General features: G+C 65.5%; 12 protein-coding genes. 6 read left to right on the top strand and 6 right to left on the bottom strand.

Going from position 1 to position 15,728, the window contains the following annotated elements; all coding sequences use genetic code 11:
* The first annotated feature begins 71 nt into the window (after nucleotides 1-71).
* Nucleotides 72-1,418: a 3-oxoacyl-ACP reductase gene (locus tag QM588_RS03070; RefSeq protein ID WP_283311361.1), complete on the top strand. Its 1,347-nt coding sequence runs from the start codon at nucleotides 72-74 to the stop codon at nucleotides 1,416-1,418.
* Complete coding sequence (locus QM588_RS03065; RefSeq protein WP_222079669.1) at nucleotides 1,415-2,272, top strand: MaoC/PaaZ C-terminal domain-containing protein; 858 nt, start codon at nucleotides 1,415-1,417, stop codon at nucleotides 2,270-2,272. The genes QM588_RS03070 and QM588_RS03065 overlap by 4 nt, the downstream gene beginning before the upstream one ends.
* A 68-nt stretch (nucleotides 2,273-2,340) precedes the next feature.
* Here the strand turns inward: QM588_RS03065 and QM588_RS03060 are convergent, their stop codons facing one another.
* Together QM588_RS03060 and QM588_RS03055 are read right to left on the bottom strand one after the other, a co-directional pair.
* Entirely contained in the window at nucleotides 2,341-2,943 is a 603-nt protein-coding gene (locus tag QM588_RS03060) for a TetR/AcrR family transcriptional regulator (RefSeq protein WP_027495382.1), read from the bottom strand.
* Between the two features lie 62 nt (nucleotides 2,944-3,005).
* On the bottom strand, nucleotides 3,006-4,181 hold the full coding sequence (locus QM588_RS03055; RefSeq protein ID WP_283311358.1) for a glycoside hydrolase family 3 N-terminal domain-containing protein: 1,176 nt from the start codon (nucleotides 4,179-4,181) through the stop codon (nucleotides 3,006-3,008).
* 154 nt (nucleotides 4,182-4,335) lie between these two features.
* Here QM588_RS03055 and QM588_RS03050 point away from each other — a divergent pair, with 154 nt between their 5' ends.
* The 3 genes from QM588_RS03050 to QM588_RS03040 all read left to right on the top strand — a co-directional run bounded on the left by QM588_RS03050 (nucleotide 4,336) and on the right by QM588_RS03040 (nucleotide 9,347).
* Nucleotides 4,336-4,803: a universal stress protein gene (locus tag QM588_RS03050; RefSeq protein ID WP_027495380.1), complete on the top strand. Its 468-nt coding sequence runs from the start codon at nucleotides 4,336-4,338 to the stop codon at nucleotides 4,801-4,803.
* Nucleotides 4,804-4,906: 103 nt separating this feature from the next.
* Nucleotides 4,907-5,077: a DUF2613 domain-containing protein gene (locus QM588_RS03045; RefSeq protein ID WP_072692026.1), complete on the top strand. Its 171-nt coding sequence runs from the start codon at nucleotides 4,907-4,909 to the stop codon at nucleotides 5,075-5,077.
* Nucleotides 5,058-9,347, top strand: a complete 4,290-nt coding sequence (locus tag QM588_RS03040; RefSeq protein ID WP_283311356.1) for an alpha-(1->3)-arabinofuranosyltransferase — start codon at nucleotides 5,058-5,060, stop codon at nucleotides 9,345-9,347. Before QM588_RS03045 ends, QM588_RS03040 begins: the two co-directional genes overlap by 20 nt.
* Here QM588_RS03040 and QM588_RS03035 read toward each other — a convergent pair.
* Complete coding sequence (locus tag QM588_RS03035; protein WP_283311354.1) at nucleotides 9,325-10,470, bottom strand: acyltransferase family protein; 1,146 nt, start codon at nucleotides 10,468-10,470, stop codon at nucleotides 9,325-9,327. The two genes, QM588_RS03040 and QM588_RS03035, sit on opposite strands and share 23 nt — an antisense overlap.
* A gap of 167 nt (nucleotides 10,471-10,637) precedes the next feature.
* Here QM588_RS03035 and QM588_RS03030 point away from each other — a divergent pair, with 167 nt between their 5' ends.
* Complete coding sequence (locus QM588_RS03030) at nucleotides 10,638-11,762, top strand: DUF3068 domain-containing protein (RefSeq protein WP_283311352.1); 1,125 nt, start codon at nucleotides 10,638-10,640, stop codon at nucleotides 11,760-11,762.
* Between the two features lie 102 nt (nucleotides 11,763-11,864).
* Here the strand turns inward: QM588_RS03030 and QM588_RS03025 are convergent, their stop codons facing one another.
* The 3 genes from QM588_RS03025 to QM588_RS03015 all read right to left on the bottom strand — a co-directional run bounded on the left by QM588_RS03025 (nucleotide 11,865) and on the right by QM588_RS03015 (nucleotide 15,627).
* Complete coding sequence (locus tag QM588_RS03025; RefSeq protein WP_283311350.1) at nucleotides 11,865-13,586, bottom strand: nitrilase-related carbon-nitrogen hydrolase; 1,722 nt, start codon at nucleotides 13,584-13,586, stop codon at nucleotides 11,865-11,867.
* A complete protein-coding gene (locus QM588_RS03020; RefSeq protein ID WP_283311349.1) occupies nucleotides 13,583-15,022 on the bottom strand; it encodes a purine-cytosine permease family protein in 1,440 nt (479 codons plus the stop codon). The genes QM588_RS03025 and QM588_RS03020 overlap by 4 nt, the downstream gene beginning before the upstream one ends.
* Before the next feature lie 167 nt (nucleotides 15,023-15,189).
* Nucleotides 15,190-15,627, bottom strand: a complete 438-nt coding sequence (locus QM588_RS03015; RefSeq protein ID WP_283311348.1) for a MarR family winged helix-turn-helix transcriptional regulator — start codon at nucleotides 15,625-15,627, stop codon at nucleotides 15,190-15,192.
* Nucleotides 15,628-15,728: the final 101 nt, after the last annotated feature.

The following is a 15,728-nucleotide window of genomic DNA, read 5'->3' as shown; positions in this document are numbered from 1 at the left end:
TAAGTTGGTTGTCGACACCCGGTCGTGCGCCTCGCCCTCAGAGCGAGCAGCGCTGAATGAAAGGTACGACAGTGGCAGCCTCCAAGGGAGCCCCAGATCTCTACTCAACGTTCCTCGCGTCCGCGCCGGGAGCCTTCATCGCCAAGCAGGCCGGCCTGCCGCAGCCCGAGAAACTGCGCCGCTACAAGGCAGGCGAGCCGCCGCTGGCCGGACCGGTCCTGATCGGCGGCAGCGGCCGCCTCGTCGAGCCGCTGCGTGAGCTGCTCTCGGACTACCCTCAGTCGCAGCCCCACGACGACAAGCACGGCGGACTGGTGTTCGACGCCACCGGCATCGGCAACGTCGCTGAGCTCGAGCAGCTCTTCAAGTTCTTCCAGCCGGTCATCCGCAACCTGGCACCCTCGGCTCGCGTCGTCGTCATCGGCACCACCCCCGAAGAAACGTCCAGCGTCGACGAGCACATCGCGCAGCGCGCCCTCGAAGGCTTCACCCGCAGCGTGGGCAAAGAGGTCAAGCGCGGCGCGACGGCTCAGCTCGTCTACATCTCGCCCAACGCGTCGACCGGACTCTCCGGCCTCGAATCCACCCTGCGCTTCCTGCTGTCGGCCAAGTCCGCCTTCGTCGACGGCCAGGTCATCGCCGTCGGTGACGCAGACTCACAGGCACCGGCCTCGTGGGACAAGCCGCTCGCCGGCAAGGTCGCCGTCGTCACCGGAGCCGCCCGCGGCATCGGTGCCACCATCGCCGAGGTTCTCGCCCGTGACGGAGCCACCGTCATCGCCGCGGACATTCCCGCTGCGGGAGAAGCACTCTCGCAGACGGCCAACAAGGTCGGCGGCACCTCACTGGCCCTCGACGTCACCTCCCCCGACGCCGGCGAGGTCCTCTCGAAGCACCTGCTCGAGCGTCACGGCGGAGCCGACATCATCGTGCACAACGCCGGCATCACCCGCGACAAGACCCTCGCCAACATGGACGACGCCCGCTGGAACTCCGTCATCGGCGTCAATCTCGCTGCGCCGCAGCGTATTACCGACGAACTGGTGGCCTCCGGCGCACTCAAGGACGGCGGCCGCGTCGTCGACGTCTCCTCCATCGCCGGTATCGCGGGCAACCGCGGCCAGACCAACTACGGCACCTCCAAGGCCGGCGTCATCGGCCTGGTGCACGCATCCGCACCGGTGCTCGCGAAGAAGAACATCACCATCAACGCCGTGGCCCCCGGCTTCATCGAAACCGCGATGACGGCGGCAATCCCGTTCGCCACCCGCGAGGCCGGACGGCGCATGAGCTCGCTGCTGCAGGGCGGCGAGACCGTCGACGTCGCGGAGTTGGTCTCCTACTTCGCGTCTCCCGCATCCAACGCCGTCACCGGGCAGGTCGTACGCGTGTGCGGCCAGAGCCTCCTCGGCGCATGAGCACCGTCACGCTCACCGAGCAGCCGAAGACGTCGCAGATCTACACCTCGGCGGCACTGGGCGCGTTGCCCTTCCTCGGCTCCAAGTCGAAGACGGTGCCCAGCACCGTGTTCGAGCTCAAGGGCCTGCGAGTGGACCAGGACAACCTGGCCGGCTACTGCCGCGCGACGGGGCTGCGATTCGGCGATCAGCTCCCGATCACCTACCCGTTCACGCTCGTGTTCCCGACCGTGATGAAACTGATGGTCTCCAAGGGCTTTCCGTTCGCCGCCATCGGTTCGGTGCACGCCGAGAACGTCATCGAACAGTTCCGCGGCATCTCGGCATCGGAGCCGCTGGACATCCGAGTGCACGCGGAGAATCTGCGCGAGCACCGCAAGGGCTTACTGGTCGACCTGATCAGTGAGGTCAAGGTGGGACGCGAGCTGGTCTGGAAGCAGACCTCGAGCTTCCTGAGCTTGCAGAAGACCTCGCTCTCGGGTGGGCCTCGCGAGACGCCTCCTGCCGACGAGGTACCGCCGCCCCCGACCCGCACCCTGCGCGTCGATCAGCGGATCATCAGCCGGTACGCGGCCATCTCCGGAGACCGCAACCCGATCCACGTATCCTCGCTCGGTGCAAAGGCATTCGGCTTCCCGAAAACCATCGCACACGGAATGTGGAGTGCAGCAGCGGTACTGCAGACGGTCGAAGGTCGTATCCCGGAGGCCGTGAACTACAGCATCCGTTTCGGCAAGCCGATCCTCCTGCCCGCGACGATCAACGCCTACGCCGATGCCGTCGGCACCGGCTGGGACCTGTCGCTGAAGAACCCGAAGAAGGGCTACCCGCATCTGACGGGAACCCTGCGCTGAGTTGGCGCGAACTCGAAGTTGTGGACGAATTTCCTCGGATTTCCGTCCATAACTTCGAGTTCGGCGTCTCAGGTAGTGGCGGTTTTCTTTCCTGCCAGGCCGCGCCAGGCCAGGTTTTCCAGGAGGTCCGCTGCGGCGTCGACCTCGATTTCTCCGCCTGCCACACGGTCGGCCACGGCCTCACCGGCCCCGACCAGTGCCACGGCCATCAGCCCGAAGTTCTGTGACTGTTCCGGGTCTCTGGTGCTCATCGCCAGCAGACCTGCGGTCAACTCGATCAACCGGTCTCGGCTGCTCTGCACCTGCGAGGCAAAAGCCTGCTGACCGATCGCCTGGCGGTAGAGCACCATCCACGACTTCCGGTTCTCGCCGACGAAGCCGAGGAAACCGACCAGCGCGCGGCGCAGTTGTTCGCGCGGCGTCAGGGTCGGGTCTGCCGCGGGCGTCAGGGCCTCGACGAACTTGAGGCCCTCACGATGGATGCACGCAGCGAACAGCTCGTCCTTCGAGCCGTAGTACAGATAGAGCATCGGCTTGGAGATCGCCGCCTTCTTGGCGATCGAATCCATCGACGTCTCGTGAAACCCGTTGTCGGAGAACACATCCACTGCCGCGTCGAGCATCTGCTGCTCACGGACGGCGCGGGGCAGTCTCTTGGTGCCGCCAGCCATGGATCCTCCAATACGTACGAAGCACTAGACGTTACTCCACAGTAAGGTCCAGCGACGACCGATCAGGCTCCGCACGCCCCTTTGAACCGTGCAACCGTCGCCGCCGCGTCGTCCACCTGGGCTGCGGGAAGGCGTCCAGTCGCCACCGCGTCCTCCAGATTGTCCAACACCGCCGGCACCTGATCGGTGGTCAGCCACAACGCCACGTCGGCTCCGGCAACCAACGCCGACTCGACCGCGTCGACGATCCCGAGCCGGGCCGTGATCGCTGCCATGCCACTGAGGTCGTCGGTGAAGATCGGGCCGTCGAAGGGCTTCGCTCCGTATCCGACGCCGTCACGCAGCAACGCCATGGCCGCAGGGCTGATGCTGGCGGGAACACCGGAGTCGGTCAGTCCTGGCACGTCGAGGTGGCCGACCATGACGCCGACTCCGGTGGTGTCGAGCGCGGCGAACGGCAGCAGATCCTTGGCTTTGAGCTCGTCGAGCGGCGGCGTGGTGACGGCCCCGGTGTGCGAGTCACCCGAACCCGAGCCGTGCCCGGGAAAGTGCTTGATGACCGGCTCGACACCCGCATCCTTCAACCCCTTCGCGTACGCACCCGCGTACTCGATGACGACCTGCGGATCGTCGGAGAACGAGCGATCACCGATGACCGAATCATCGGGCTGAGCACTGACGTCGACGACCGGCGCGAAGTCGACGGTGACGCCGAGATCCTTCAGCCCCCGGCCTCGCGTCAAGGCCTCCTGATACGCCTCGTCCACCGACATCGTCTGCGCCAGTTCCCGCGCCGACGGTGCCGCACCCAACAAATCGGCAACCCGCGACACGCGTCCGCCTTCTTCGTCGATCGTCACCATCGGTGCCACCGCGGACGCGTCGAGCACCTGCGGCACCTCACGGTTGCCGAGCATCGACTCGTCGGTCCAGCTGCCGACGAAGATCCCACCCACCTGCTCGGTGGACATGATCCGAATCGCGTCCTGCGTTCCGGTGACGCCGACGGTGAGCAACTGAGCGAGACGTTGCCTCTCGGTCAGGCCGTCGACGAAGGTGACACACGCGTCGGCAGGCGGCGGCGTCGACTGCGGGACGGTCGTCTGCGGATCGGTCGTCGTCGAGGACGGAGCCGACTGCGTCGAGGCCACCTGCGTCGATTCACTGGAACACGAGACGAGCAACCCCACCCCGACCGTCAGTGCTGCAGCGGACCGAACCGAAAACCGAAGTCGCATGGAATACGACGGTAGCCGAGAAGTTGCGTGTTGCTGACCGCCCTCCGGTTGGGATCAATGCGACTTCGTTGCACTTCGAGCGACTGAAACCCACATCGATCCGGGGCCGGGGCGGGGTAATCTGGGCGAAAGCGACATGAGGAGAATCACCACCATGACTGCTGACCTCATACTCATTGCCTACGACGGTTCCGACAACGCCAAACGAGCCATCGACTATGCGGGACGGTTTCTCACCACCTCTCGCGCAATCGTCGTCACGGCCTGGGAACCGATGGTGCGTCAAGCAGCGCGGATGTCGGGTCTGTCGGGTGTCATGCAGCCCGAGTGGGTGCCGGACGACGAGGCCGAGGACGTCGCTCTCACCGATGCCAAGGTGACCAACAGCGAGGGCGTCGCCCTGGCCGAGGCCGCAGGCCTGAAGGTCGAAGGCCAGTGCACCGAATGCACCACCGCCATCTGGAGCGCGATCGTGGAGAAGGCCGACGAGATGAACGTCGACATCATCGTCACCGGCACCAGGGGCACCACCGGCCTGCGGGCCCTACTGCAGAGCTCGGTGGCCGAGCACGTCCTACGGCACAGCCATCGACCCGTCCTGATCGTTCCTCCCGGAAAGTAACGCGTCCACCGGCCGGTTCAGCTGGTGCAAGTGATACCGTGATGCCCGCGTGGGGGACAACCTCGCCCACTGCTTCACTGAGCCGACTGACTGGAGAACCGAGATGAAGTTCGCTGTCCCGGGTGTCATTGCCGCCGTCGTCGGAGCCGTACTGGGTGCCGGCGTCGTATTCGGAGTCACCGCCGGTGCAGCAGACAACTCTCGGCCGGACATCGATCGCACCGGAAACGCCGACTCGTCCTTGCTGAACCAGGTTGAGTACGGCAGCCGCTGACGCTGGTCGCTCACGTGGATCGTTGATCTCGGCCGAGCCGCTCGGCCGGATTTGGCTCTTCGGAGTCTCCGCTCTCGCATTCCTGCTCACGTTTCTGCAGGTCCCGGGCTTCACCGTCGCCGATACCAAGTACGACCTGGCGCAGAACCCTCTCGGATTTCTCGAACGCGCCTCGCATCAGTGGAACAGCGCCGCACCGCTGGGCCAGGTGCAGAATCAGGCCTACGGCTACTTCTTCCCGCACGGAGCGTTCTTCGCCGGCGGTGATCTGCTGTCGATTCCGCCGTGGATCACGCAGCGCATCTGGTGGGCGCTGCTGCTCATCGCCGGATTCTGGGGAATCGTCCGGCTCGCCGAGGCACTCGGTGTCGGCAGCCGCAGCTCCCGACTGATTGCGGCGACGGCATTCGTGCTGTCCCCCAGAGTGATCACCACGCTGGCGTCGATCTCCTCGGAGACGATGCCGATGATGCTCGCTCCGTGGGTGCTCGTTCCCATCGTTCGTTGCCTGAACACTCGGTCCGCAAGAAACACGGTTCGGCGTGCGGCAGCACAATCTGCTCTGGCCGTGGCGTCGATGGGCGCGGTCAATGCCGTCGCGACGGCCGCTGCCGTTCTGGTTGCCGTCATCTGGATGCTGTGCCATCGGCCGAACCGCCGCTGGCTGGTGTTCGCGGCGTGGTGGACCGGCTTTCTGGTGCTGGCGACACTGTGGTGGATCGTCCCACTGCTGTTGCTGGGCAAGGTCTCTCCGCCGTTCCTCGACTACATCGAGTCGTCCGGCACGACGACCCAGTGGACGTCGCTGACCGAGGTGCTGCGCGGTACCGGCAGCTGGACCCCGTTCGTCTCTCCCGAGCGGGTGGCGGGCGCCGTGCTGGTGACTCAGCCTGCTGCCGTGATCGCGACCGGCTTGATCGCGGCCGCAGGCATTGCGGGTCTGGCGATGCGCTCGATGCCGGCCCGCGGCCGGTTGACGATCATGTTGTTCGTCGGCCTCGTCGGCCTGGGCGCAGGGTTCGTCGGCGATCTCGACGGTCCGTTCGCAGCAACCGTGCGAGTGTTCCTCGATTCCGCGGGCGCACCACTGCGCAACATTCACAAACTCGAGCCGGTCATTCGAATCCCGTTGGTACTCGGCCTCGCTCATCTGCTGGCCCGGGTTCCACTGCCGGGTTCGGTTCCACGGCCGACCTGGCGAGCGGCCGTCGCGCATCCCGAGAAGCACCCGATGATGGCGGTCACCTCACTGGTCCTGGTGGCGCTGACGCTCTCGACAGCGCTGGCGTGGACGGGCAAGCTCGCGCCGCGCGGTGCGTACGAGGCCGTGCCGCAGTACTGGCACGACGCCGCGGACTGGCTCACCGACCATGCCTCCGGCTCGAGCCCCGACGGTTCCGACGCGCAGCGTGCACTGATCGTGCCCGGCGCACCGTTCGCTCTGCAGACCTGGGGACTGACGCGCGACGAGCCGTTGCAGGCTCTCGCGACCACGCCCTGGGCCGTCCGAGATGCGGTGCCGCTCACGCCGCCCGGTGCCATTCGCGCCCTCGACTCGGTGCAACGACTCTTCGCCGACGGTCGGCCGTCGACCGGCCTGGCCGACACCCTGGTGGGACAGGGCATCAGCTACGTCGTCGTGCGCAACGACCTGGATCCGGAGGATTCCCGGTCCACCCGGCCGGCGTCCGTCCACCGCGTGCTCGACGGTTCGCCGGGGCTCGAGAAGGTGGCAGAGTTCGGCGAGGACGTGGCACCCGGTCAGGTCGACGGGGTGGTTCTGGACGGCGATCTACGGCCTCCGTATCCGGCCGTCGAGATCTACGCGGTCGATGCCGCAGCGGACGTACCTGCCTCCGGCCCGTACACGGTCGATGTGGATCGGGTGCCGGTGATACAGGGCGGGCCGGAGTCGATTCTGCGGTCGAACGAGTTGCGCAACAACGGTGTTCGCCTGCCCGTTCCGGCCGGGCCGACGCTGCTGGCGTCGGATGCAGCTGCTGCGGGCCTGCCCGTCGATTCGGTGACGGTGACCGACACACCGATGAATCGCGAGACCGACTTCGGCCAGGTGGACAATCACAACTCCGCGTTGCGTGCCGCCCACGAGCCCCGCCGTTCGCTCAACGAGGTGCCCGATTATCCGGTGTACGGGGCGCAGACCGTGGACGCCGAGTGGGAAGGCGCGACGTTGACCGCCTCGAGTTCGGCGTCGGACGCCACTCAGATCGGGGGCAGTGTGCCCGGCAGCGGTGTCGCGGCCGCAGTGGACGGCGACCTGGCCACCGGGTGGATCAGCAACGGCATCGAACGCGCTGTGGGGCAATGGCTTCAGCTCGATTTCGATACGCCGGTGCGCGGCGGGCTGCTCCACATGCGGACCAGCCCGGGAACGATCGGAGACCCGGTCAAGTGGGTCGAGGTCACCACTCCGAACGGCTCGACGGCGGCCCGGGTGGACAAGCCGGGAGACCCGATGACGGTGTCGCTGCCCGGTGGGGAAACTCCGTGGCTGCGCATCACCGCGAAGTCGACGGTCGACGGCACCCGGGGCAGTCAGTTCGGCATCAGCGAGGTGTCGGTGGACGACTACTCCGACCGGGACAACCCGAAGCCGGTCTCCATCGTGCATCGCGCAGTGTTGCCGCCCACTCCTGCGGGCGCGAGCGTCGACGCGTGGGAGCTGGGCCAAGAGTTCCCGGGACGCTCGGGCTGCCTGGACACCGACGATCGAATCCGCTGCAGCAGTGGACTGTCCAAGTCGCCGGAGGAACTGGGTCGCTTCTCGCGCACCATCGACGTTCCGATGGGTACCGCGGTGATCCCCGAGCTGACGGTACGCACGCGCCAGTCCCCCGAGCTCGAGGCCCTGCTGGCACAACCCGGACGACCGCTGGCGAGCGGGGCGTCCGACGTCGCGGACCTCGACGGTTCGGCCTTCGCCGCCACCGACGGCGACCCGCGTACATCGTGGACGGCACCGGAGAAGTCGATCACCGATCGAGCCGGCACCGACCCCACTCTCACCATCCAATTGCCTGCTCCGACACTGGTGGACGGGCTCGAGCTGAGCCCCAGCCTCGGCGCGTTGCCTGCCCACCCCACGCGGGTGGCGGTGAATCTCGGCAACGGTCCGATGGTGCGCGACGTGGACACCGACGGTTCGACGACACTCGCGTTGGCACCTTACGTGACCGACAGAATCGTGCTGTCCATCGTGGACTGGGACGGCGTACTCGACCGAAACTCGTTGGGCTTCATCCAATCTCAACCGCCCGGATTTGCCGAGGTCACACCACTGTCCGCCGGTGAGCCGATCGGGCCGCCGTACGACGGTGACCGGCAGATCACGGTCGACTGCTTCGACGGGCCCCTGGTGTCCATCGCGGGGCAGACGGTGCGCACCTCGGTGACGGCGACCGCCGACCAATTCCGTTCCGGCGCAGCTCTACCCGCATCCGTTTGCGACGCGGACACCCCGGTGAACGAGAACTTCGTCAATCCCGTGTCACTCCCCGAGGGACGCCAGGACATCGTCGTCGAGCCCGGAGCGTCGTCCTTCGTCGACGGACTTCGACTGCGCACCACGCCCATTCCGGCGTTGTGGCCGAACACGTCTGCACCGCAGGCGGCGCGCACCACAGCGTGGAGCCCCGATCACCGCGAAGTGACCCTCACCTCGAGCACCTCGGATCGCCTGCTCGTCATCCCCGAAAGCAACAACAGCGGATGGCGGGCAACGACACCCGGAGGGACCGAACTGACCCCGGTGGTCGTCGACGGCTGGCAGCAGGCCTGGATCGTCCCGGCCGGGGCGTCGGGCACGGTGTCGTTGGATTTCACCACCGACCGCTGGTACCGACTCGGGATCTTCGGCGGGCTGCTGCTGTTGATTCCGTTGCTGATCGCGGCGCTGCGGCGGCCTCGCAGCGTCGTCGATCCAGGCCCCGCGCCCAGACCGTGGCGTAGCACCCCGGTGGCGTTCGCGGCGCTGCTCGGCGCGGCGATCGTGTTGGCAGGCGTGGTCGGAGCCATCTCGGTGCTGGTTCTCGGCACCGGCTCGGCGCTGCTGAACCGCCGCTACGGGTCGGAGCTCGCGTCGCGCGTATCGGTATGTACAGCAGGAGGATTCGCCCTGCTGGGGGCAGCGCTGCTCTCACTCGGACCGTGGCGGTCGGCCGACGGATATGTGGGCGGGTCCTACGCGGTGCAGCTGGCGTCGTTGATCGGCATCGTCGCGCTGGCCGTCAGCGCGATGCGGAAGCCGTGACCGCCTTCTTCGGCGCGAACCTGCGACGGGCCGGCTCTTCCACCAGCGCGTAACTCGCGGCAGCGACCGGAATCGACAGTGCCAGGGTCACCGTCAGCACGAACCACATGCCACCCGAGAAGGGGACGATGCCGAACACCGGGAACACGACCGCGAGTACGGCCAGGTGCCAGATGAAAATTCCGTACGACCAGCGGCCGAGGGTCAGCATCACCGGATGCTCGAACACCCGATGCCTGCGGCCGGAATCGGCCAGCACCAACGGCGAGAGCATCGCGAACGCCAGCACGGCACCGAAGACGATCTTGAGCTCGAACTGCCACGGCTCGGGCCGCACCAATCCTTGTGGGCCCGCGAGCGGCGTCGCCGACAGGACGAATGCCGTCACCGCGATCGCGGGCATCACCCACCTGCGACGCGCCCAACGATGCACCCACCCCTGCGGGCCGACCGACACTTCGGCGAGCACCATGCCGGCGGCGAACCACGGGAAGTAGCCGGGCAACCAGTTGTCGTGATGGATGGCTTCCGGTGTCGCGATCGGGACGAACGCCCAGGAGAGCGTCACCGCGGACGCAGCGAGCAGAACCCACACCCGGTACCTCGCCGACGATCCCCGAAGCCGGATCATCAGCCAGGCGAACAGCGGCAGCAACAGATAGAACGCCACCTCCACCGACAGTGACCACATCTGCGTCATGCCCTCGGTCAACGTCAACGGTACGAACACCTGGGTCAGGGACAGGTTGGCCAGCCACACCCGATAGTCCCCGCCTGCGTGCGGCAGAAACAGCAAAACGAGCACCGTGACCACCCAGTAGGCGGGCAGGATGCGTACCGCGCGAGACCAGAAGTAGCGGCGAGTGGGCTGCGCTTGTGCGAGTCCACGGGCCTGCGCGGCATGCGGGCGCCACAGCAGAAAACCCGAGAGCGCGAAGAAGATCGCCACCGTGAGATCGAACCGGCCCCACACTCGGCCCATCAGCGGGGAATTGGCGGCCCCGGTCTGGAATGCGACGTGGGTGACGACGATGCCGAGGGCGGCGACTGCCCGCATCCCTTCCAGAGCGGGCACAAAGGCACGCAACGGTACGACGGACGCCGACTGGACTCGAGTGCTCATGGTGGCTCAAGTGTGCCGTGTCGAACCGGCATGGACGAGACCGGTGCCACTGTCGACTGTTACTGTCACCTGCGACGTGTCGTAAGAAATCGGGCAGCGCATCGGGGAATTCGTACGATCCCGCCTGCGGTGTCTTCCAGTGAAGCGGTCGACTAAGGAGATTCAGCATGGCGGAGCGCTCAGGGCCGAGCCGGATATTGGCCCTTGTTCTCATCGGCTTGGGCGCATTTCTGGTGGTTGCCGCCATCCTCATCCCCACCTACACCGTTTCGGCGCTCGAAAAGACCCCACTCGACCTCGAGGTCACCACCGTCTCCGACGGCACCGGAAGCGTCCTCGACGCACGGTCGCTGGCAGCCGGTCGCGCCGTGGTCGATCAGAACGTCCCGCTGACCTCACAGCGATTCGTCACCGTCGAAGATCCCTCCGATGCCGACATCATGACGCTTCAGGCCGGACAGACGTTGCGCCGCACCGACAAGCAGGCCGACACCGGACTGTTGACCGCCACGGTCGACCGCGTGAGCATCGACCGCAAGACGTCGATGCCCGTCGAGAGCCCGATCGGCACGATTCAGGTGGCAGGCGACAAGCCGGCCGAGGAAGTGGCCCACACCGGTCTGCAGTACAAGTTCCCGTTCAATGCCGAGCAGAAGAGCTACCCGTACTTCGACGTCAACGCGCGCGCCTCGAAGGACATCGACTTCGTCGAAGAAACCGAAATCAACGGCACGCCGGTGTACCAGTACCAGCAGACCGTCGGACCGGTCGACCTGTCGACCGTGGTGAACCTGCCGACCAACAAGGTCACACTGCCCGCCGACACCTGGGGCGTCGAAGGCGGAACCGCACCGGTGACGATGACCCGCTGGTACGAGAACACCCGCACCCTGTGGGTCGAGCCCGAGACCGGCGTCGTCGTCAAGGGCGAAGAGCAGATCCACCAGTACTACGGCCGTGAAGCAGGTCGTCCCGAGGTCGACGTGCTGAAGGCCCCGATCACGTTCGACGAGAACACCGTCGAGTACCAGATCCAGCAGGCCAAGGACGGTCAGGACAAGCTGTCGCTCTTCGGCCGCACCGTGCCGATCGTTGCCGGCATCCTCGGTGTCATCTCGCTGATCGCCGGAGTCGTGCTGCTGCTGCGCGGCGGCGGCAACGGTGGACACCGTCAGCCGGCCCGCACCGACACCGGCCCCCGCCCGACCCCCAGTGGTGGTACCGCACCGAACCGCGATTGGACGACGGATCGCACGGAAGAGATTCCGAGGACGAACCTCTCCAAGGAATAGGTGCCTGCGCAGGAGTGGAGCCTGCGGAACGACCCGGTTGGTCAGTGGCGTGGTTGAGTGCCCGTGGGGGCACCTGACCACGCCACTGGCGTTTTCAGCCACTCAAGCAGTCGAGAGAATCCCGTAGTGGTGGGGTTGCCGCATCAGGACGAGGTCTTTTCGGCGCACGACGTTGGTGGGGTACGCCCCGCCGAGGTTGGTGGTGTCGACGACGCTCGTCGCGTGGCCCGGTGCGTCGCCGTCGACGAGAGCCTCGGTGCGTGGGAACGCGAACGTGTCCGGTCCGAACACTCCGCTGTGCCCGGCGATACCGCGGCTGGGGTCGACGACGTTGGCGAACGCGAAGTAGACGTTGTTCTCGCCGGCGCGCACGCGCATGTGATGCCAGTGGGTGGCGTCGGGCCCGGTGAGAACCTCGGTGGCGAGGGGAATCTCGGTTCCGGGGTGCGATCCGACGAAAACACCCGCCAGTGCTGATGGGCAGACGACGAGGTCGCACCCGCGCAGCGCGAGCACTCGACCCGATTCCGGGAGCAGGGCATCGTTGCCGACGAGGAGACCGACTCTGCCCATCGGCAGGTCTACGACCACCCATCGATCACCCGCATCGAACAGCGAAGTATGTTCCGCGGACAGATGGATCTGGCGGTATGCCGTGCACTTTCTGTCCTGCTCGATCAGCACCGCCGAGTTGTACACCCGATCGGTGTCGGCGTCGCGCTCGGCAATGCCGACGACGATCGACACGCCGTGCCGAACCGCAAGGTCTGCAATCCGCGTGAGCGAGGACCCGTCGACGGTCTCGGCAACGTCACGAGGTGGTCGATCCTCGGAGACCGGACCGGTGATCGACAGTTCGGGAAACACGACGAGATCGGCTGTGCCGGAGACCTGTTGGACCCAGGCCTCGATGTCGGCGAGGTTGGTCTCGATCGACGTACCCGGCGTGCATTGCACCACGCTCACCGCAGACGTGTGGCCTGCGGGCAACGGCGAGTGCCCGTACAGGGTGAAGAAATCCAAGGGGTTCCAGGTGTACGTGTTCGTCTGCAACTCCCGATACAGCTCCGGACGACGCGTGGGTCCGCACGCGCGGGTCCGCCGAATATCGATCTCGGCGGCGACGATCCCATTGCCTACGTCGATCCGGCCGGTGACAGTGCCGTCGGGCTCGATGATGCATGTGCCGCCGCTGAATTGGACAGTCCGTTCGAGTCCCCATCGATTGCTCTCGATGACATAGCAGTTGTTCTCGAAGGCTCGACTGATCCAGTAGGGAGCCGGCGTTCGTTCGGCGAGCCAGTTGCTGATGTGGCAGATCACGTCCGCGCCTTGCAGTGCGACCACTCGAGCGGTCTCCACGAAGTGCAGATCCATACAGATCAGCAGCGCGATTCTGCCGAGCCTGGTCTCGAACACCTGATGGCCCAGGTTCCCCGGAGCTGCCCACTTGGGCTCGGCGATGTAGGGGTGCGTCTTGCGATGGGTACCGATGATTCCCTGGGGTCCGATGAGAATCGCACTGTTGTAGAACAATCCGCTTGTCGGGTCGACTTCCGGCATGCCCAGGACGATGTAGCAGTCGCGACGGGACGCGATCTCGACGAACGTATCGGTGGTGGGTCCGGGGATCTGCTCGACGACGGTAGCTGCTTCCTCATGATCATGGAAACAGTAACCCGTGGTGGCCATTTCGGGTGTGGTGATCAATTCGGCACCGTCGGATGCGGCCTTGTCGACGAGCTCCGCCAACGCGGCGACATTCGCATCCTTGGCGAACAGTGTGGGCTCGAACTGAATGGCCGCTGCCGTGAATGTCATCATGCCACCGTCCTTTCGATTGTCGGGGCCTCGGTGGAGACCGGTGGTTCGTAGTACTTCCCCCGTGTTGCCATCGTCAGCGGGATGTAGATGATCGGCCCGAGGAGCATCGCGATGAACGATGCGTAGTACGACGGGTAGAGTCCGAACACGCCGAGTCCGCCCACGGCCACGCCTGCTGCCATGGCAACGATGCCGCAGGGGTTCCAATTACGCACTCGCCCTTCGCGAAACTCGATGTTGTTGCGCGGTGCAAGACCGAGCATCCGCCTGCAGACGAAGTAGTCCGCGAGCAGAATGAAGATCCAGGTGTTGGTCATGATGCCGGTGACGGCCAGGAATTTATCGGTGTACTGCAGGATGTTGACCGGGTAACAGAGCACGCCGACGACGAGTAGCGCAACCATCCACCACTGGCGTCCGACCTTACGAGGCGAGAGCACATCCCACGCGTTGGAGAGCGCCAGCGACCCGGAGTACAGGTTCATGACGTTGATGCGCACCTGGGTGACGACGGCGAAGATCACGCCGAGCAGACCCATGATGATCGCGAAATACAGTCCCGGGTCGGTGGCCGAAAGTTCTGGTTTTGCAGTAGTTCCGGTGAAGTGACGCAGCATCGTGAAGCCGAGGAACACACCGAGAATCATCACGACGACGATCATCAGGAGCTCAGCCAGCATCAGTACGGCCGTTCCGACGTAGCTCACGCTCTTCTTGACGAACCGCCCGTAGTCGGTGGCGATGAGCGCTTGGAACACCACCTGCCCGTTGGCGAGACTGAAGGCCTGCCACATGGCAGTGGCGGTGAATCCACCGGTTGCTTCCCATTCACCGGGGCCGACGAGCACGTAGCCGCTGGCCAGCATGTACATACCGACGGCGAACAGGACCAGGAAGATGGGCATGCCGAATCGCTGCAGGATGTTCATCGAGTGCATTCCGCGCCAGGAGAAGAACAGCGCCACGAGCGCGACCAATGCGAATACCACTGTGGCCCAAGCAGAATTGATATCGATCCCGGCGAGCTCGCTGAGGCCGTGCGAGACGATGCTGCCCTCGAAGATGAAGTAGAAGACGTAGTTCACGGCGTAGACGAGCGAAGCCACGGCCGAGCCTTTGGTTCCGAACCCGAGTCCGCGGGTGAGCAACGGGAGCGACAGGCCCTCCTGGCTGGCGATACGCATGATCAGGCTGCCGACGAGCGTCGCACCGATGACCATGTAGGCGACGGGAATCAGGAACATCGGCCATCCCACCAAGAACCCGATCTGACCACCGAGGGCGAACCAGAACATCGCTGTCACGTTGCCGGTGAGGACCAACAGGATCGCCGGCCGTCGCCACCGTTGGTCGTCGGGCACGCGGGAGGTTGCGTAGCTTTCGATCTGGTCGTCGAGGCTCGTTGCCGGCCCCTCGAAGTACTTCTTCATGTTCATGAACAGGTGTCCACTTCTGTTCGAGGTCGTAGCGCTGATTGCGCTGCATCGGAACAATACTTTCCGTGGACACTATTGCAACGTGAAACATGTTAAAAGGAGATCACGAAACTTCCCGACCAGGAACGAAGCCGGTCGAATCGGGCTTGCCGGACACCCGGCGGCGATCAGAGCGAGACCGAGGACGCTTTCGCGTTGGTCTCGAGAGCACGCAGCAGCGTTTGCAACAGCTCACGATCCGAAGCCGACGGAAACACTGCGGCTGCGGCGGCTTCCATGACGGGGGAAGCCTCGTCGTACTTGGCCTGCCCACGCACCGTGGATCGAATGAGCACCTGTCGACGATCGACGGTGCCGGTACGACGGTGCACGAGATTGTTGGACACCAGCCGGTTGACCGCCTTGGTCAACGTCGGCGGAGCAAGGAGCGCGAACTCGGCCGTTTCGGCCATCGTGTGGCCTTCGCCGTCGGACAACAACGACAGCACTCGCCACTCTTCGAGGTCGAGCTCCCAGGGAACGAGTGCGGCACGCAACCGATCCGACACAGCCCGCTCGACCACGGTGAGCAAACGCGCTGCCGACGCAGCCTCGTCGTGATCCATGCGATCGTCCCCCTGCTCGGTTCCGCCGTCGGCGCTACAGTCTGCTGTCAGCGATTCTATGGCGAAGCGAGCGACGAATCGACACGGATCGGACGGACGGC

Origin of the sequence: Rhodococcus sp. IEGM 1354, from assembly GCF_030056855.1 — a bacterium.
Classification (GTDB): Bacteria; Actinomycetota; Actinomycetes; order Mycobacteriales; family Mycobacteriaceae; genus Rhodococcoides.
Note: the sequence above shows the minus strand (reverse complement) of the source record. Positions and strands in the feature narration are given on the sequence as shown.

Bases quoted from the DNA above. Each gene is read 5' to 3' on its own strand.
- QM588_RS03065 (WP_222079669.1), top strand. From the start codon at position 1,415: ATGAGCACCGTCACGCTCACCGAGCAGCCGAAGACGTCGCAGATCTAC.
- QM588_RS03060 (WP_027495382.1), bottom strand. From the start codon at position 2,943: ATGGCTGGCGGCACCAAGAGACTGCCCCGCGCCGTCCGTGAGCAGCAG.
- QM588_RS03055 (WP_283311358.1), bottom strand. From the start codon at position 4,181: ATGCGACTTCGGTTTTCGGTTCGGTCCGCTGCAGCACTGACGGTCGGG.
- QM588_RS03050 (WP_027495380.1), top strand. From the start codon at position 4,336: ATGACTGCTGACCTCATACTCATTGCCTACGACGGTTCCGACAACGCC.
- QM588_RS03045 (WP_072692026.1), top strand. From the start codon at position 4,907: ATGAAGTTCGCTGTCCCGGGTGTCATTGCCGCCGTCGTCGGAGCCGTA.
- QM588_RS03035 (WP_283311354.1), bottom strand. From the start codon at position 10,470: ATGAGCACTCGAGTCCAGTCGGCGTCCGTCGTACCGTTGCGTGCCTTT.
- QM588_RS03030 (WP_283311352.1), top strand. From the start codon at position 10,638: ATGGCGGAGCGCTCAGGGCCGAGCCGGATATTGGCCCTTGTTCTCATC.
- QM588_RS03025 (WP_283311350.1), bottom strand. From the start codon at position 13,586: ATGATGACATTCACGGCAGCGGCCATTCAGTTCGAGCCCACACTGTTC.
- QM588_RS03020 (WP_283311349.1), bottom strand. From the start codon at position 15,022: ATGAACATGAAGAAGTACTTCGAGGGGCCGGCAACGAGCCTCGACGAC.
- QM588_RS03015 (WP_283311348.1), bottom strand. From the start codon at position 15,627: ATGGATCACGACGAGGCTGCGTCGGCAGCGCGTTTGCTCACCGTGGTC.